Source organism: Pseudomonas sp. MWU318, assembly GCF_016756945.1.
Taxonomy (GTDB): Bacteria; Pseudomonadota; Gammaproteobacteria; order Pseudomonadales; family Pseudomonadaceae; genus Aquipseudomonas; species Aquipseudomonas putida_A.
In genome coordinates this window covers 1-17,796 of record NZ_JAESJL010000006.1, presented here as the reverse complement: position 1 = coordinate 17,796, position 17,796 = coordinate 1, and the positions used below count along the sequence as shown (strand labels likewise).

Annotated in this window: 11 protein-coding genes; 6 read left to right on the top strand and 5 right to left on the bottom strand. The window is 61.1% G+C overall.

The window, feature by feature from the left end; all coding sequences use genetic code 11:
- Positions 1–48 precede the first annotated feature (48 nt).
- From JN524_RS15385 to JN524_RS15375, 3 genes are all read right to left on the bottom strand, one after another.
- Complete coding sequence (locus JN524_RS15385) at positions 49–1,413, bottom strand: DUF3999 domain-containing protein (RefSeq protein WP_202369888.1); 1,365 nt, start codon at positions 1,411–1,413, stop codon at positions 49–51.
- Positions 1,410–5,012: a DUF2339 domain-containing protein gene (locus JN524_RS15380; RefSeq protein WP_202369887.1), complete on the bottom strand. Its 3,603-nt coding sequence runs from the start codon at positions 5,010–5,012 to the stop codon at positions 1,410–1,412. Before JN524_RS15380 ends, JN524_RS15385 begins: the two co-directional genes overlap by 4 nt.
- A gap of 168 nt (positions 5,013–5,180) precedes the next feature.
- On the bottom strand, positions 5,181–7,631 hold the full coding sequence (locus JN524_RS15375) for a glycogen/starch/alpha-glucan phosphorylase (RefSeq protein WP_202369886.1): 2,451 nt from the start codon (positions 7,629–7,631) through the stop codon (positions 5,181–5,183).
- Between the two features lie 259 nt (positions 7,632–7,890).
- Between JN524_RS15375 and JN524_RS15370 the strand changes: the two genes are divergently transcribed.
- The gene (locus JN524_RS15370) at positions 7,891–8,328 is read left to right on the top strand and encodes a YkgJ family cysteine cluster protein (protein ID WP_007961740.1); all 438 of its coding nucleotides are present in this window, start codon (positions 7,891–7,893) and stop codon (positions 8,326–8,328) included.
- A gap of 170 nt (positions 8,329–8,498) precedes the next feature.
- Here JN524_RS15370 and typA read toward each other — a convergent pair whose 3' ends face one another.
- Together typA and thiI are read right to left on the bottom strand one after the other, a co-directional pair.
- Positions 8,499–10,319, bottom strand: a complete 1,821-nt coding sequence (gene typA / locus JN524_RS15365; protein ID WP_007961739.1) for a translational GTPase TypA — start codon at positions 10,317–10,319, stop codon at positions 8,499–8,501.
- Positions 10,320–10,458: 139 nt separating this feature from the next.
- Complete coding sequence (gene thiI / locus JN524_RS15360; protein WP_047600876.1) at positions 10,459–11,913, bottom strand: tRNA uracil 4-sulfurtransferase ThiI; 1,455 nt, start codon at positions 11,911–11,913, stop codon at positions 10,459–10,461.
- Between the two features lie 328 nt (positions 11,914–12,241).
- On the opposite strand from thiI, the gene glnA reads away from it, so the two are divergent.
- The 5 genes from glnA to ntrC all read left to right on the top strand — a co-directional run bounded on the left by glnA (position 12,242) and on the right by ntrC (position 17,756).
- On the top strand, positions 12,242–13,648 hold the full coding sequence (gene glnA, locus JN524_RS15355; protein ID WP_003220788.1) for a glutamate--ammonia ligase: 1,407 nt from the start codon (positions 12,242–12,244) through the stop codon (positions 13,646–13,648).
- Between the two features lie 231 nt (positions 13,649–13,879).
- Complete coding sequence (locus JN524_RS15350) at positions 13,880–14,392, top strand: DUF4124 domain-containing protein (protein ID WP_202369885.1); 513 nt, start codon at positions 13,880–13,882, stop codon at positions 14,390–14,392.
- Positions 14,389–15,006: a DUF4124 domain-containing protein gene (locus JN524_RS15345; protein ID WP_202369884.1), complete on the top strand. Its 618-nt coding sequence runs from the start codon at positions 14,389–14,391 to the stop codon at positions 15,004–15,006. The genes JN524_RS15350 and JN524_RS15345 overlap by 4 nt, the downstream gene beginning before the upstream one ends.
- Positions 15,007–15,237: 231 nt before the next feature.
- Complete coding sequence (gene glnL, locus JN524_RS15340; protein ID WP_007961730.1) at positions 15,238–16,323, top strand: nitrogen regulation protein NR(II); 1,086 nt, start codon at positions 15,238–15,240, stop codon at positions 16,321–16,323.
- Positions 16,320–17,756 carry a nitrogen regulation protein NR(I) gene (gene ntrC / locus JN524_RS15335; RefSeq protein ID WP_003220781.1) on the top strand — a complete coding sequence of 479 codons (1,437 nt, stop codon included), beginning with the start codon at positions 16,320–16,322 and terminating at the stop codon, positions 17,754–17,756. The genes glnL and ntrC overlap by 4 nt, the downstream gene beginning before the upstream one ends.
- The last annotated feature ends 40 nt before the right edge of the window (positions 17,757–17,796 follow it).

Genomic DNA, 17,796 nt, shown 5'->3' with positions numbered 1-17,796 from the left:
AATGTGGGAGCGGGCTTGCTCGCGAATGGCGCGCAGCGCCAGCCATGCTCAGGAATTGGTTGGCGGCTTGCGCAACAGACTCGCCGCCATCGCCCCGAGGAACACCACACTCACCAGCAACACCGCCCACAGGCCGATTTTCTTCCAGTTGGTCTCGGCTACCGCCGTCGTGGTTGCCGGCGTAGCCTGTGTGGCAATCACTTCACCCTGCACCGTTGCCTTGCCCAGCGCCGCGAGTTTTTCCGCTTTGAAATCCGGAATCAGTGTGCTCAGCGGCAGGTTCGCGGTTTTCACCGTCGTATTGCCCAGCGCCAGGCTGTAAGGCCCGTCACCCCGTGCGAGGAAAATCACCTGGGTCGCCCGCACCGCGTACTTCAGGCTCGGTGCCTGCTCACCCAGACCGCCGCCACGCTCATCCACGCTCAGTTTCAGCTGCTGCACAGTCTGCCCGTACAACTGCAATTCGTTCTGCACCACGTCCTGACCATTCTGAGTCAGGCGATACAGCAAACCGTTGCTCAGTGTCTGCCACGGCAGGCTGCTTTCGCGGCGGCCCGCGAGCGTGACCGGAGCCAGACTGTTCGGTTGTTTCAGCTCGACCTGCACCCGCTCGACATTCAGGCCCATCGGCAATTGCCAGGTGTACTCGCCGGACTTGGTGCTGCTGCCGGCCAGCGCTTGCGACCAGACCAACGGCAGCGGCACGTTGCGTGGATCGCTGCTTTTCAGTTGCGCCGACGTGAGGATTGGCGCCGAGGTTGGCGCCTCCCACAGCAGACGCAGATAGCGCGCCGATTGCCCCGGCAGCGCCACCTCATGCTGCTCGATGCGCTCGTCGGAAAAGGTCAGCCGTGCCACCTGCCCATCACCCCACGCCTGCCAATGCTGCAAGTCATCACTGGCCTCGATGCTGAAGCGCTGGAAGCCGTCACGCTCGCTGGTCCAGTCGAGAATCAGCTGCTGCAGCGGCGCCTTGATCGCACTGGCATCGAGCAGCCAGCCACGCAGCACTTCTTCACCGGCCTCCAATTGCGTCGACGGCTGCACTTCCACCAGTGTGCCGGTGGTGGTCGATTGCACGCGCACGTTCGGCGCACGCTCACTGGCATCGGCGGCGTTGTACAGCGGGAACCACTTCACCTCATGCAACTGCCCGTCGTCGCGGGTCTGCGCCGATTCCCGGGCCAGGGCGTAGGCCTGTGGTTCGCCGGCGGCGTTGAACACGCGCAGGTCGCTGAGATCGGTCTGGCGGGCCTGCAATTGCGCGCTCAGCGGCAGATCGAGGCGATACCACGGGCCGTTGCCGCTCACCGTCAGCGGCACCTGCGTGGCGAAGTCCGCCGGTTTTTCCAGGGCGCCGGCAGCCATCACCACGCCCAGCGCCAACCACCCCAGATTCAGCATGCGACTCAAGATGAAACTCCTTCGGTATCCGGCACGGGTTTGTCCGCCACCGGTTCGGCTTCGACACGTTTCGGTGGCAGCGGTGCAAAGTAGCCCACCACCAGCAGCAACACACCGACACCGATAAACGAGACGATCCGGGCGAGGCCGCCACGGTTGCTCAATTCGACAAAAATCAGTTTGGCCACCACCAGCGCAATCAGCGCCGCGCCGATCAGCCACACTTCGCGACGATGGCGCAGATGCCCGCCGATCATCAGCCCCAACGCCATCAGGGTCCAGACGATGGACAACCCGGCCTGCACCAGCATCGATTCGAGCAGCAGATCCAGCTCGAACGGAATGCCCGCCCAATGGTGCGCAGCGCGGGTCACCAGCGCAGTGCAGAAAGCGAACAGCGAAACACCCGCGACCAGTTGCGTGGCGTACTCGGCGTAATCCCTGCGCAGGGCAAACTGCGTCACCGCATAACGCGACCATACGTACACCCCAAACAGGGCGAACAGCAGGCCCAATTCCAGCGGGTTGATCAACGGCACGTACGGCAGCGGTTCGGCGTTACCGTCGCTGAAGCCGTTGGCCAGCCAGAACCACGCCAGCATCAGCACTGCCAGCGGCGCGGCGGCGTACAAACGATATTCCCGCGGGAATGCCGCCACCGGCCATGGCCAGCTGCGCGGAGCCGCCGCCAGCAACAGATACAGATACAGACTCGGCAGGATCGCCCAGCCCAGCCAGCGCCACGCGTTGTATTGCTCGGACAACAGCAGCAAGCCGTAGCGCAACTCCAGCGCCAGTACGCCGATCAGCAGCCAGCAACCCAGCACATGCGCAGTGCTCAAGGCCCGAGCCGGCAGCATCGGCGCCAGACGCCGCAGGCTGAAGAAATGCACGGCGAACACCAATACCCACGCCAGCCAACCAAAATTCGCCGCTGGGTGATAACGCGCATGCCACGCCGCCAGCAACACCAGCCCCGTCGCCGGAATCAGCAAGGTGCAGAGCAGGCCCAACGCCGGCCATTTCAGGCGCAGCGCCAACAGCGTCCACAACGCCACACTCAGCGCAGCGACCAGCAGCAACAGCGACGCCTGCAGATTCAGCGGCGCAAAACGCAGCACCTCACTGACCCACGCCAACGCCCACCAACCGGCGCCCCACACCAGCAGCACTTCAGACAGGCGTTGCAAACTCAGCGCATCGAACGCCGAGGCATGATTGCCCAGTTGCAGACGCCAGGCACCGACCAGCGCGGCCAGCCCCAATACCAGCGGCGTCCAGAAACCGCCATGGGCCAACGGCCGCAGTCCTTCGCTGGACAGCGGCCCGAGCAACTCGGGGCCGGCCAACAAGAACGCCGCGCCACCGATCAACTGCAACAACAGCCCAAAGACAAAACTCACGCGCTGTTTGAGGTACAGGCTCAGCCAGATGATCAACAGACCGCTCGCCGCCCACACCGCACTCGCGGTTTGCCACGGCAGCACGAACAGCACCGCCAGATTGATCAGCACCAACCCCGCCAGCAACACCACCGACAACCCGCGCAGCAGCCGCACATCGCCGCGCACCATCTCGTCGCGCGCCGCCAGCAGCATGCCGGCGATCAACGCCAGACCGATCAGCGATGCGCTGAGCAAACCGCTCCAACCGGCACTGAACACCGCCGCCGAATCCTCACCTGCACCTTGCAGGCGCAACAGGAACAACGCACCACCGAGCAACTGCACGGCGAACGCGGTGAACAGGAACGTGCGCGATTGCAGGCGCAGGCCGACAAACAGGGTCACCAGTCCGGCCAAGGCCCAACTGATCGCTGTCGACTGAAACAGGAAAAACAGCGGCGCCAACAGGTACAGGAACGTCAGACCCAGTGCCGCCAGCACCGGCAAGCCCTGGCGCTCCCACGGCGAAGCCTGTTCTGCCGAGGCTTTGCGCAATTGATAGAAACTGAACAGCAGTGCGATGCCGAGCATCAACGCTCCCAGCGGTGCGCCGTCGAGCAGGCTGCTTTCGCCGATCCGCAATTGACTGAGGAACGCCAATGCCGAACCCAGTTGCAGCAGCAAGGCAAACGCCCGGGCGAACGGCCGATGCTGACGCAGGCCGAGCCAGAAAATCCCCGCGCCCTCCACTGCCCACGCCGCCGAAGTCCAGCGCGCATCGAGGCCCAGCGGGATCGCCAGACTGGCGAAAATCACCCCCAGCGCCAGACAGGTTTCACCGAGCAGCAATGCGCGCCCGCCCATCAACACCCGGGCCAGACCCATGTAGATCACGCCCAGTGCGAGTGCGCTGAACGCGGCGGCGAACTCCAGGTGCTGCACCAGCGCAAACTGCAAGCCGAAGCCCACGATCGGCGGGCCGAACAACATCGTGCCGTCAACGTAGTCGCCCTTGCGCGCCGACCACTGGAGCAGCGCCTCGCGATCGCCGTCCGCTGGCGCATCGGGCATGTCGAGCAACTTGCGCCGGGCGAACAGCAGGCCGATGGCCAGATACATCAGGAAGAACAGGGTCAGGAACGGCTCGGTGCTCCACAGCAGCTCCGGGGCGTAGGAACGCTGGCCCCAGGCGAAGCCGATACCGAACGTGCCGACGAACCCGATCAGGTTGAGCAGGCGCCAGGCCTTGAACCACGCAATGGCGAGAATGCCGGCATTGAGCAGCGCGAAATAGCTGAACAGCGCGACATGGTTGCCCTCCCCGGTCGAGGTCAGGATCGGTGCGGCGAAACCGCCAAGCGCAGCGGCGGCGGCCAGTCCAAGAGCATCCTGAGTGATGGCGAGGATCGCCGAGAACAGCGTGACCGCCACCAGCAGACCCAGCGCGGCGGACGGATCGAGCAGCGGATGCAGACGCATCGCCGCAAACACCGTCAGGTACAGCACCGCGATCCCGGTGCCTTGCAGGATCAGCGCATAACTGCTGTTGCGTGCGCGCAGCCACCAGCCCAGCGCCAGCAGGGCCAACGCCGCTGCCGCAACACCGGCGTAACGCAATTCGATCGGCACCACCATGCCTTCGGTGGCGTAGCGCAGCAGGAACGCCAGACCGAAAAACAGCAGCACCACGCCGACCCGCAACACGGTGTTGCCACCGAACAGCCAGTTGCGCGCAGCGCTGATGCCACGCTCGATCAGGTTCGGGCCACGAGGTTCGGCAGGTTGTGCGGGTTGTGCAGGCTCGGCGGTGACGGCATCCAGCTGCCAGACATCGGCTGGCAGCGGTTGACTGGTTTCGCTGGCAACGGTAGACATCGGTTCGAGTTCGGGCGGCAGTTCCCAGACCAGATCCGGCGTGGGGGAGGATGATTGTTCGGCGACGATGATCGGCTCAACGATGGCGTCCGGCATCGGCGCCACACTCGGCGGTGTGGTGCGCACGCCGACGCCTTCAAGCAGAAACAGACGCTGCTCGACGGCCTGCAAGGCGACTTTTGCCTGTTCCAGTTGACGCTGTTGTTCAGTGGCCTGCGAGCCAAGCCGGGCGATGCGCAGCGTTTGCCCGATCGCCAGCCCGAGCAGTGCACCGAGCAGCGCGGCACTGAACGACTCATCGAGCAGCCAGCCGAGCAGCAGCCCGATCAACATGAACATCCATTGCATGGTCGATATCCCTAAGCGCAAAGGCCAATCCGGGAAGATTAGCGCAGCCTGATCCAAAAAGATCGCAGCCTTCGGCAGCTCCTACACAGGTGTTCACATAACCCTGTAGGAGCTGCCGAAGGCTGCGATCTTTTCCGGCGCGCCGATTATATCGAGCCGAGCGAAAAGTTACTCCAGCGCTTTCCAGATATCCGTGGCGTACTCGCGAATCGTCCGGTCGGACGAGAACCAGCCCATCCGCGCCGTGTTGAGCACTGCCGAGCGCCACCAGTTGTTGGCATCGTGCCAGTGCGCGTCGACGCGCTTCTGCGCTTCCCAGTAGGAGTCGAAGTCGGCGCAGACCAGGAAGCGGTCGTAGTCCACCAGCGAATCGATCAGCCCGGTGTAGCGCGACGTGTCATCCGGCGAGAACACGCCACTGCGGATCGCTTGCAGCACGTCGCTCAAACGATGCGACGCGGCGATATCCGGCGCGGCGCTGAACTCGTGGTTCTGCTTGCGCGCTTCGACCTGCTGCGCACTGAGGCCGAAGATGAACATGTGCTCGGCGCCGATGCGCTCGCACATTTCCACGTTGGCGCCGTCGAGGGTGCCGATGGTCAGTGCGCCATTGAGGCCGAACTTCATGTTGCTGGTACCCGAAGCCTCGAAACCAGCCGTGGAAATCTGCTCGGACAAGTCCGCCGCCGGAATGATGCTCTCGGCCAGGCTGACGTTGTAGTTGGGCAGGAACACCACTTTCAGCAAGCCGCGTACGGTCGGGTCGTTGTTCACCACCCGGGCGATGTCGTTGGTGAGTTTGATGATCAGTTTGGCCTGGTGATAACTGGCCGCCGCTTTACCGGCGAAGATTTTCACCCGTGGCACCCAGTCGGTTTCCGGCTCGGCACGGATCGCCTGATACAGCGCCACGGTGTGCATCAGGTTGAGCAACTGGCGCTTGTATTCGTGGATCCGTTTGACCTGCACGTCGAACATCGCCGCCGGGTTGACCGCGATCCCCAGCCGCTCGTGAATCAGATAGGCCAGGGCCTTTTTGCTGTGCAGGCGCTGCTCGGCGAAGGCTTTGCGGAAGGCGGGTTTTTCGGCGAACGGTTCCAGATCGAGCAAGCGCTCTTCCGGGTTATCCAGCACCTCCGGGCCGAGGGAGTCGACCAGCATCGAGGTCAGCTCGGAGTTGGCCTGGAACAGCCAGCGGCGGAAGGTGATGCCGTTGGTTTTGTTGTTGATCCGCTCCGGGTAGAGCTTGTGCAGTTCGGCGAACACAGTCTTGCGCATCAACTGCGTGTGCAGCCCCGATACGCCGTTGACGCTGTGCGAACCGAGGAACGCGAGGTTGCCCATGCGCACCCGGCGACCGTTGTCCTCTTCGATCAGCGACACCGCGCGCAGCACGTCGAAATCATGAATGCCTTTGGCCCGCAGCGAGTCGATGTGCTGGGCGTTGATCAGATAAATGATCTGCATGTGCCGCGGCAGCATGCGCTCCATCAGGCCGACCGGCCAGGTTTCCAGCGCCTCCGGCAGCAGCGTGTGGTTGGTGTACGACAGGGTGTCGACGGTGACTTGCCACGCCGCATCCCAAGCCACGTCGTAGACGTCGACCAGTTGGCGCATCAATTCGGCAACGGCAATCGAAGGGTGGGTGTCGTTGAGCTGGATCGCCGCGTGATCGCCCAGGGTCAGCACCGAGGTGTGCATGTTGCGATGACGACGCAGCAAATCCTGCAGAGAGGCGGCGACGAAGAAGTATTCTTGGCGCAGGCGCAGTTCCTGCCCGGCCTCAGTGCTGTCCGCCGGATAGAGCACGCGGGAGATACTCTCGGCCCGGGCCACTTCGGCCACCGCGCCCAAATGGTCACCGGCGTTGAAACGCTCCAGGTGCAGATCTTCCATGGCGCGTGCACGCCACAGGCGCAGGGTGTTGACGCTCGCCCCGCGCCAGCCGACCACTGGCGTGTCATAGGCAATCGCGCGCACGGTTTCCGCTGGCGACCAGACCTGTTTGGTCTTGCCAGTGGCATCGGTGACGGTTTCGACGCTGCCGCCGAAGCCGATGGAGTACACCACTTCCGGACGTTCGAACTCCCACGGGTTGCCGAAGTCCAGCCAGTGCTCGGTCTGCTCCTGCTGCCAGCCATCGACGATGGCCTGCCGGAACAGCCCATGCTCGTAGCGAATGCCGTAGCCGTGCCCGGCGATGCCGAGGGTCGACATACTCTCCATGAAGCACGCCGCCAGACGTCCGAGGCCACCGTTGCCGAGTGCCGCGTCGGGTTCCAGCAGGCGAATCCGTTCCAGATCGACACCCAGTTCAGTCAGTGCCTCACGGGCGACGTCGAGCAGGCCGAGATTGCTCAGGCTGTCGTAGAGCAAACGACCGATGAGAAATTCCAGCGAGAGGTAATACACCCGTTTCTGGCCTTTGCGGTAGATCTGCCGGGTGTGGTCCATCCAGTGTTCGACCATGTGGTCGCGCGCCGCCAGGGCAATGGCTTCGAACCAGTCATGGTCGAAAGCGTGATCCGGGTCTTTACCCACTGCATAGGTGAGCTTGGTCAGGACGGCATCGCGGAATGCGGCCACCTCTGCTTCGCGAACTAGTGGTTCTTGAGTCATCGATAGGACCTCGAGCGAGCGGGGAATTGTCTGAGCCTAGACGGTCTGACCGACGGTAGAGGCGCTGGTTCGGCAGTTTTTCCGAAGTCGGTGAGATAGCCCGGCATTACCTTGGCGAGTGGGCTAATGAATGCAGGGGCCGTGCCGGACTGAATGACATTTGCGCGGCATTTGCAAAAATCTGGCGAAAGGTTGTTCAAAAATCCACCAGTCCCGGTATGATCGCGCGCCCTGATGCACACACGCCTGGTAACCCCCGATGATGAAGCCCAACCTGATTGCCGCCGCCGAGATCGACCGACTCGATACGTGGGCCAAATATTCGGCCCCGATGTGCGGCTCTTGTGTCTCCAGCTGCTGCACCCTGCCGGTCGAGGTCAAGATCAAGGACCTGGTACGTATCGGCGTGGTTGACGAGTTCGAACTGGGTGATCCGCCGAAGAACATCGCCAAGCGCCTGCAAAAGGAAGGGCTGGTCGAGCGCTTCAACCAGAAGTCGGGGATCTTCACCCTGCAGCGCATGAGCAACAACGATTGCTACTACCTGGATCGTAAGAGCCGCCTGTGCACCATTTATGACAAGCGCCCGGACACCTGTCGCAACCACCCGAAAATCGGCCCGCGGCCGGGGTATTGCGCGTACAAGCCGAAAGAAGTCGAGCGGGTGCAAAATTCGCGGTCGATCGAGAAGTTCTGAAGATCAAAAGATCGCAGCCTTCGGCAGCTCCTACAGAGATACACGTTCCCCTGTAGGAGCTGCCGAAGGCTCGGGCCGCGATCGGACGATCTTTTTTTGCCTTGAATCCCAGACAAACAAAAACGCCCCCGGTCTCGCGACCGGGGGCGTTTTTTCAAGCTCGGGCTAAATTATGCCTTGGCTTTCTTGGCAGCGCGGGTACGCTCGCTTTCGTCCAGGATCTTCTTGCGAAGACGGATGGACTTAGGCGTGACTTCGCACAGCTCGTCTTCCTGGATGTATTCCAGAGCCTGTTCCAGAGTGAAGCGAACAGGTGGTACCAGAGCGATGGTTTCGTCTTTACCCGAAGCACGCATGTTGTCGAGCTTCTTGCCTTTGGTAGGGTTCACACCCAGGTCGTTGTCGCGGCTGTTCTGACCAACGATTTGACCGTTGTAGATCTCCTGGCCGTGTTCTACGAACAGCTTGCCACGAGCCTGCAGGGTTTCCAGCGAGTAGGTCAGTGCCTTGCCGGTTTCAACCGAAACCAGAACGCCGTTCTGACGGCCGGACATGTGGCCCGACTTCACTGGAGCGTAACGGTCGAAGATCGAGGTCAGGATGCCAGCACCGTTGGTCAGGGTCAGGAACTGGTTACGGAAACCGATCAGACCGCGAGCAGGGATGTTGTATTCCAGACGAACACGGCCCTTGCCATCCGGCACCATGTTGCTCAGGTCGCCCTTACGCAGACCCATCTCTTCCATGACCTTGCCCTGCGATTCTTCAGGGATGTCGATGGTGACGTTTTCGAACGGTTCCTGCTTCACGCCGTCAACTTCACGGATGATCACTTCAGGACGGCCCAGGGCCAGCTCGAAGCCTTCGCGACGCATGGTTTCGATCAGTACCGAGAGGTGCAGCTCACCACGGCCGGAAACCTTGAACTTGTCAGCCGAGTCGCCTTCTTCAACGCGCAGTGCAACGTTGTACAGCAGCTCTTTGTCCAGACGATCCTTGATGTTACGGGAGGTCACGAACTTGCCTTCTTTACCGCAGAATGGCGAATCGTTTACCTGGAAGGTCATGGAAACGGTTGGCTCGTCAACGGTCAGCGGCTTCATCGCCTCGACGGTGTTGATGTCGCACAGGGTGTCGGAGATGAACAGCTCGTCGAAGCCGCTGATGCAGACGATGTCGCCGGCTGCTGCTTCTTCAACGTCAATGCGGTGCAGACCGTGGTGACCCATCAGCTTCAGGATACGACCGTTGCGGCGCTTGCCGTCGGCGCTGATCGCGACAACCGGGGTGTTCGGCTTGACGCGACCACGAGCGATACGGCCAACACCGATAACACCCAGGAAGCTGTTGTAGTCCAGAGCGGAGATCTGCATCTGGAACGGACCGTCACGGTCAACGGCCGGAGGCGGAACGTGGTCGACAACTGCCTGGTACAGCGCAGTCATGTCTTCGCCCATGGCGGTGTGATCCAGACCGGCGATGCCGTTCAGGGCCGAAGCGTAAACAACCTGGAAGTCCAGTTGTTCTTCGGTAGCACCGAGGTTGTCGAACAGGTCGAAGATCTGGTCCAGAACCCAGTCCGGACGCGCGCCTGGACGGTCAACCTTGTTGATGACCACGATTGGACGCAGGCCGGCTTCGAACGCCTTCTTGGTCACGAAACGGGTTTGCGGCATAGGACCGTCTTGAGCGTCAACCAGCAGCAGAACGGAGTCAACCATCGACATTACGCGTTCTACTTCGCCGCCGAAGTCGGCGTGGCCCGGGGTGTCCACGATGTTGATGTGGTAGCCGTTCCAGTTGATGGCGGTGTTTTTCGCCAGAATGGTAATACCGCGCTCTTTTTCCTGGTCGTTGGAGTCCATCACGCGCTCGTCGTTGAGCTCGTTGCGCTCCAGAGTGCCGGATTGACGCAGGAGTTTGTCTACCAGGGTGGTCTTACCATGGTCAACGTGGGCAATGATGGCGATGTTACGTAGATTTTCGATCACTTGTGTATCTCGATCAGAGGATTCGGTTTGCTGACAAGTCTTGGCAGCGATTAACAGTAGTGTCCGGCATGGCCGTTACAGCTTGACGGCGGTGTCGGGGGGCCGGTGACGCAGGCCACAGGCAAACAGCCCCGGGCACTTAGCTCGGTCGATAAACGCGCACATTGGCATGCCCCTCACTGAGCAAATGGTGAGCATGCAGGCGACTCATCACGCCTTTGTCGCAATACAGCAGGTACTGGCGAGTCGGATCCAGCTCCTTGAAACGAGCGTTCACTGCATAGAACGGCATCGTCTGTACTTCTATGCCGGCAAGTTCCAGCGGGTCATCCTCGGCCGCATCCGGGTGACGGATGTCGATAACGATCTGACCGGCCAGCGCTTCGCCGACTTCTTCGATCTGCAAATCCTGGCCCAATTCGTCGATCACTCGATCGATCGGAACCAGTTTGGCGTTTTCGAGCGCACGCTCGAGAACCGCCATGTCGAATTCTTTCTCTTCGTGCTCAACACGGTGGCGCTTGGCGGCGGTCTTCGGATTGACCGAGATGACCCCGCAGTACTCCGGCATGTGCCGGGCGAAATCGGCGGTGCCGATCTCGTTGGCCGTGTCGATGATGTCCTGCTTGTGCGCAACGATCAGTGGCCGCAGGACCAGCTTGTCGGTCACGCAGTCGATCACCGACAGGTTCGGCAGCGTCTGGCTCGATACCTGGGAGATCGCTTCGCCGGTGACCAGCGCGTCGATGTGCAGCCGGTCGGCGATGGCCGACGATGCGCGCAACATCATACGCTTCAATACGACGCCCATATGACTGTTATCGACTTTGCCGAGAATTTCGCCCAACACTTCTTCGAACGGAACACTGACAAATAGCACGCGTTGCGAGCTGCCGTACTTCTTCCAGATGAAATGCGCGACTTCCATCACGCCCAATTCGTGGGCACGCCCGCCCAGATTGAAGAAGCAGAAATGCGCCATCAGGCCGCGACGCATGATCTGGTACGCGGCAACCGTGGAGTCAAAGCCGCCGGACATCAATACCAGCGTCTGCTCCAGGGCGCCGAGCGGGTAACCGCCGATGCCGTTGTGCTGGCTGTGGATGACAAACAACCGTTGGTCGCGAACTTCGATGCGAACTTCGATTTCCGGGTCTTTGAGGTCGATTCCGGCCGCACCGCACTCACGACGCAGCTTGCTGCCGACGTATTTTTCAACGTCCATCGAGCTGAACGGATGCTTGCCGGCACGCTTGCAGCGCACCGAGAAAATTTTCCCGGCCAGTACATCGCCGTAGTGCTGTTTGCACTTCTCGGTGATGTCGTCGAAGTCGCCCAGCGGGTACTCGTCGATCTGCAGAAAGTGCGCGACACCCGGGGTGCAGACCAGGCGCTCACCCATCTCTTTCAAGGCTTTGGGGTCGGTAACGCGGGTTTCCAGCTCGAGATTGTCCCACACACCGTTCACCACCACGGCCGGGTCCAGATCGCGGAGCACGGCGCGGATGTTCTTGGCCAGCTGGCGGATGAAACGCATCCGGACAGGGCGGCTTTTGATGGTGATCTCGGGGAAGACTTTTACGATTAGTTTCATGAAAACAGCGCGCGCAGGGCCAGCCGAAAAAGGGGGGCGCGGATTATAGCGGAAATTGCTCAAGGTTTAACCAGTTAATATGCAGAAGGTTTCACTTGCACCAAAACAGGTCATTTCTGATTTGAGGCGCTACATTAAGGGGCGAGATTTTCACCTTTATGGCGCTTTGCAGCGCTCAAAGCGTGAAATTGGGGCAAAAAACCCATGCTGGGGCACTGGCATGCAATTTGCTCCCTTGTGAGGCAGGTTGCCTTGGCAGAGTATCTGCGCCGGCATCACCCATATTAAGGGCATCCACTACCAAGCCCTAAGCCACCCGGAGGACACTATGTCGAAGTCGGTTCAACTCATCAAAGATCATGACGTCAAGTGGATTGATCTGCGCTTCACGGACACCAAAGGCACTCAGCACCACGTGACCATGCCGGCTCGCGATGCGCTGGAAGACGACTTCTTCGAAGTCGGCAAGATGTTCGACGGTTCCTCCATCGCTGGCTGGAAAGGCATCGAAGCCTCCGACATGATCCTGCTGCCGGACGACGATACTGCCGTTCTCGATCCGTTCACCGAAGACGCAACCCTGATCCTGGTTTGCGACATCATCGAACCGTCGACCATGCAAGGTTACGATCGCGACCCGCGCGCCATCGCTCACCGCGCCGAGGAATACCTGAAGACCACCGGTATCGGTGACACCGTCTTCGCCGGTCCCGAGCCAGAGTTCTTCATCTTCGACGAAGTGAAGTTCAAGTCCGACATCTCCGGCTCGATGTTCAAGATCTACTCCGAACAAGGCTCGTGGATGTCCGACCAGGACATCGAAGGCGGCAACAAAGGCCACCGTCCTGGCATCAAAGGCGGCTACTTCCCGGTTCCGCCGTTCGACCACGACCACGAAATCCGTACTGCCATGTGCAACGCACTGGAAGAGATGGGCCAGACCGTTGAAGTTCACCACCACGAAGTGGCGACTGCCGGTCAGAACGAAATCGGTGTCAAGTTCAACACCCTGGTGAAGAAAGCTGACGAAGTTCAGACTCTGAAATACGTTGTCCACAACGTTGCCGACGCTTATGGCCGCACTGCGACCTTCATGCCGAAGCCACTGTACGGCGACAACGGCTCGGGCATGCACGTACACATGTCCATCGCCAAAGACGGCAAGAACACCTTCGCTGGCGAAGGCTATGCCGGCCTGTCCGAAACCGCCCTGTACTTCATCGGCGGTATCATCAAGCACGGTAAGGCCCTGAACGGCTTCACCAACCCGGCCACCAACTCCTACAAGCGTCTGGTGCCAGGTTTCGAAGCGCCGGTAATGCTGGCCTACTCGGCCCGCAACCGTTCCGCCTCGATCCGTATTCCTTACGTCAACAGCCCACGCGGCCGTCGTATCGAAGCACGCTTCCCGGATCCGGCTGCCAACCCATACCTGGCTTTCGCAGCACTGCTGATGGCCGGCCTGGACGGTATCCAGAACAAGATCCACCCAGGCGATGCCGCTGACAAAAACCTGTACGACCTGCCGCCTGAAGAGGCGAAAGAGATCCCACAAGTTTGCGGCAGCCTGAAAGAAGCCCTGGAAGAGCTGGACAAGGGCCGTGCGTTCCTGACCAAGGGCGGCGTGTTCTCCGACGACTTCATCGACGCTTACATCGCGCTGAAATCCGAAGAAGAAATCAAGGTCCGCACCTTCGTACACCCACTGGAATATGAGCTGTACTACAGCTGCTGATCCGGTAGCGCCGCGCTACGCGGCGTGACAAAAAGAGGCCTCCTTCGGGAGGCCTTTTTTATTGAAGATCAAGAGATCGCAGCCGTCGGCAGCTCCTACAGGATCGGTGCAGGAGCTGCCGAAGGCTGCGATCTTTTGACTTGGCTTTTCAATTCCATTTGTTAACGGCTTGGGCTTGTCGCCCACCCTGACCTATGCTGCACCCCATCGCTTTCTTTCCCGGTCGATTTCATGGGTCGCACCTTTCTCTACGTCCTGCTGCTGATCGCCCAGCCCGCTGCCGCGCAGATCTACAAGTACACCGACGCCAATGGCAACACGGTCTACAGCGATCATTCGCCGGACGGCGTCAAGGCGCAGCCGCTGGAGTTGCCGCCGCTGAACCGCGTCGAGCCGCAGGCACCGAGCGCACCGGCGCCCGCCAGCACCGACACACGCCCAACGGCTCGCAGTGTTTATGAAGTGCTGGAACTGACCGGCCTGACCAGCGAAGAAGCGCTGCGCGCCAACAACGGCACCTTCACTGTCAATGTGTTGATCAAGCCGCGCCTGCAGGCGCCGCACCAATTAAGGCTGGTCCTGGACGACGCGCCTTACGGCCAGCCGAGCAACGTGCCGATCCTGCAACTGGTGAATGTCGATCGCGGCGAGCATCGTCTCGCGGTGCAGGTGATCGACGGCGAAGCGATCATCCAGCAGAGCCCGGCGGTGGTGTTCACCGTGCAGCGGGTGCACAAGCCATGAGAATTTTCTGGCTGATCCTGTGCCTGTTCGCCCTGCCCGTTTCGGCAGAGGTCTTCACCTATGTTGACGCGCAGGGCAATCGCGTCTACACCGACCAGCCGCGCGGCAACGCCAAGCGCGTACCTATCGCCACCAGCAATCGCATGTCGGCCAACCCCACGGCTGCAGCACCGATCAGCGCTGCAAAAAAGGTCGCGGAACAACCACCGTTTCACTACGACATGCTGCGCATCCTGATCCCCGAGCCGGATGCGACCCTGCGCAGCAGCGCGGGCGAGGTGATCGTCAGCGTCACCAGCGAACCGGGCCTGCAGCAGGGCCATCGCTATCGCCTGCTGCTGGACGGTCAGGCCACTGGCGAGCCGGGCCTGAGTCCGGTGTTTCCGTTGAGCAACATCGACCGCGGCAGTCACAATCTGTCGGTGGAAATCCTTGATGAGCAGGGTCGCACTGTCGAGCGCACCGCCAACCAGCCATTTCACATGCTACGCATCTCGCTGGCGCAGAAACGCCAGGTCAAACCCTGCGTCAGCGAAGACTACGGCGTGCGCCCGGAATGTCCGCTGAAAGACAAACCCGCCGAAGAAAAAAATCCCTTCCTGCGCTTCTTCTAACGCCATTCAGTTTTACGCACTATATTGGTGCAATAGGCTGCACCGTACCCAGATTCCAACCCATTTTGGTTCGAAACTTCCCGTTTGAGCTGGCACCCTGCCACTCAAACGAGCGTCAAACGCCTGTTTCACGGGTTGAACGCTTCTTTTCGGAGCCTTGGTTTGGTTTTTGCATTTTCCGTTTAACCACGCCTGCTTCTTGCGCACGCTCCGCCCCCAAAAGAGGCTCCGATGACTATTAGCGACGCAATCCACCGTTTGCTGCTCGACAACCTGACCACCGCCACCATCCTGCTCGACGCCGAACTGCGCCTTGAGTACATGAACCCGGCGGCCGAGATGCTGCTGGCCATCAGCGGCCAGCGCAGCCATGGGCAGTTCATCAGCGAGTTGTTCACCGAGTCCACGGAGGCGCTCAACTCGCTGCGTCAGGCAGTCGAACAGGCGCACCCGTTCACCAAGCGCGAAGCGATGCTCACCGCCCTCACCGGCCAGACCCTGACCGTGGACTATGCGGTGACACCGATCCTCAGCAACGGCGCGACCATGCTTTTGCTTGAGGTGCACCCACGTGATCGCCTGCTGCGGATCACCAAGGAAGAGGCGCAACTGTCCAAGCAGGAAACCAGCAAAATGCTGGTGCGCGGCCTCGCCCACGAGATCAAGAACCCGCTCGGCGGCATCCGTGGCGCCGCGCAATTGCTGGCCCGCGAATTGCCGGAAGACAGCCTGCGCGACTACACCAACGTGATCATTGAAGAGGCCGACCGCCTGCGCAATCTGGTCGACCGCATGCTCGGCTCGAACAAGCTGCCTTCGCTGGCGTTGTGCAACGTTCACGAAGTGCTCGAACGCGTCTGCCAACTGGTCGAAGCGGAAAGCCAGGGTTGCATCACCTTGGTGCGCGACTACGACCCGAGCATTCCCGACGTATTAATCGACCGCGAACAAATGATTCAGGCCGTACTGAACATCGTGCGCAACGCGATGCAGGCGATCAGCAGCCAGAACGAGCTGCGTCTGGGCCGCATCAGCCTGCGCACCCGGACCATGCGCCAGTTCACCATCGGCCACGTCCGTCATCGCCTGGTGACCAAGATCGAGATCATCGACAACGGCCCGGGGATCCCTGCAGAACTTCAGGAAACCATCTTCTTTCCCATGGTCAGCGGCCGCCCGGACGGCACCGGGCTGGGCCTGGCCATCACCCAGAACATCATCAGCCAGCACCAGGGCCTGATCGAGTGTGACAGCCACCCCGGCCACACCACGTTCTCGATCTTTCTGCCACTGGAACAAGGAGCCACATCGACATGAGCCGTAGTGAAACCGTGTGGATCGTCGATGACGACCGTTCTATCCGTTGGGTTCTGGAAAAGGCCTTGCAGCAGGAAGGCATGACCACGCAGAGCTTCGACAGCGCCGATGGCGTGATGAGTCGTCTGGCCCGTCAGCAGCCTGATGTGATCATTTCCGACATCCGCATGCCGGGCGCCAGTGGCCTCGACCTGCTGGCGCGCATCCGCGAGCAGCACCCACGGTTGCCAGTGATCATCATGACCGCGCACTCCGACCTCGACAGCGCCGTTGCGTCTTATCAGGGCGGCGCTTTCGAATACCTGCCGAAGCCGTTCGACGTCGACGAAGCGGTGTCGCTGGTCAAACGCGCCAACCAGCATGCGCAGGAGCAGCAAGGCCTGGAAGTGGTGCCGGCTCTCACCCGCACGCCGGAAATCATCGGCGAAGCGCCAGCGATGCAGGAAGTGTTTCGCGCCATTGGCCGCTTGAGCCATTCGAACATCACCGTGCTGATCAACGGTGAATCCGGTACCGGTAAAGAACTGGTGGCCCACGCTCTGCACCGCCACAGCCCGCGCGCGGCCTCGCCGTTCATCGCGCTGAACATGGCGGCGATCCCGAAAGACCTGATGGAATCCGAGCTATTCGGCCACGAAAAAGGCGCATTCACTGGCGCGGCCAACCTGCGTCGCGGGCGCTTCGAGCAGGCTGACGGCGGCACGCTATTCCTTGACGAAATCGGCGACATGCCGGCCGATACCCAGACCCGTTTGCTGCGGGTGCTGGCGGACGGTGAGTTCTATCGCGTCGGCGGCCATGTGCCGGTCAAGGTCGATGTGCGGATCATTGCCGCGACTCACCAGAATCTGGAAACCCTGGTGCATGCCGGGAAATTCCGTGAGGACTTGTTCCATCGTCTCAATGTGATCCGCATCCACATTCCGCGTCTGTCGGACCGTCGCGAAGACATCCCGACCCTGGCCAAGCACTTCCTCAGCCGTGCCGCGCAAGAACTGGCGGTGGAGCCGAAGCTGCTCAAGAGCGAGACCGAGGAATACCTGAAGAACCTGCCGTGGGGCGGCAACGTGCGCCAGTTGGAGAACACCTGCCGCTGGATCACCGTGATGGCCTCCGGGCGCGAAGTGCACATCAGTGACCTGCCACCGGAATTGCTGAGCCTGCCGCAGGATTCGGCACCGGTGACCAACTGGGAGCAAGCACTGCGCCAATGGGCCGATCAGGCATTGGCCCGTGGCCAGTCGAGCCTGCTCGACAGCGCGGTGCCGGCGTTCGAGCGGATCATGATCGAGACTGCACTGAAGCACACGGCAGGGCGCCGGCGTGATGCGGCGGTATTGCTCGGCTGGGGGCGTAACACCCTGACGCGCAAGATCAAGGAATTGGGGATGAAAGTGGACGGTGGAGATGATGATGAGGGGGATGAGGGCTAAGCCCCTCCTCTAATCGTCCGCGAAAAGATCGCAGCCTCCG

What these genes read in the sequence shown, in the direction of transcription:
- JN524_RS15350 (WP_202369885.1), top strand. Translation starts at nt 13,880, where the DNA reads ATGGGTCGCACCTTTCTCTACGTCCTGCTGCTGATCGCCCAGCCCGCT.
- JN524_RS15375 (WP_202369886.1), bottom strand. Translation starts at nt 7,631, where the DNA reads ATGACTCAAGAACCACTAGTTCGCGAAGCAGAGGTGGCCGCATTCCGC.
- ntrC (WP_003220781.1), top strand. Translation starts at nt 16,320, where the DNA reads ATGAGCCGTAGTGAAACCGTGTGGATCGTCGATGACGACCGTTCTATC.
- JN524_RS15370 (WP_007961740.1), top strand. Translation starts at nt 7,891, where the DNA reads ATGATGAAGCCCAACCTGATTGCCGCCGCCGAGATCGACCGACTCGAT.
- glnL (WP_007961730.1), top strand. Translation starts at nt 15,238, where the DNA reads ATGACTATTAGCGACGCAATCCACCGTTTGCTGCTCGACAACCTGACC.
- glnA (WP_003220788.1), top strand. Translation starts at nt 12,242, where the DNA reads ATGTCGAAGTCGGTTCAACTCATCAAAGATCATGACGTCAAGTGGATT.
- JN524_RS15380 (WP_202369887.1), bottom strand. Translation starts at nt 5,012, where the DNA reads ATGCAATGGATGTTCATGTTGATCGGGCTGCTGCTCGGCTGGCTGCTC.
- JN524_RS15345 (WP_202369884.1), top strand. Translation starts at nt 14,389, where the DNA reads ATGAGAATTTTCTGGCTGATCCTGTGCCTGTTCGCCCTGCCCGTTTCG.
- thiI (WP_047600876.1), bottom strand. Translation starts at nt 11,913, where the DNA reads ATGAAACTAATCGTAAAAGTCTTCCCCGAGATCACCATCAAAAGCCGC.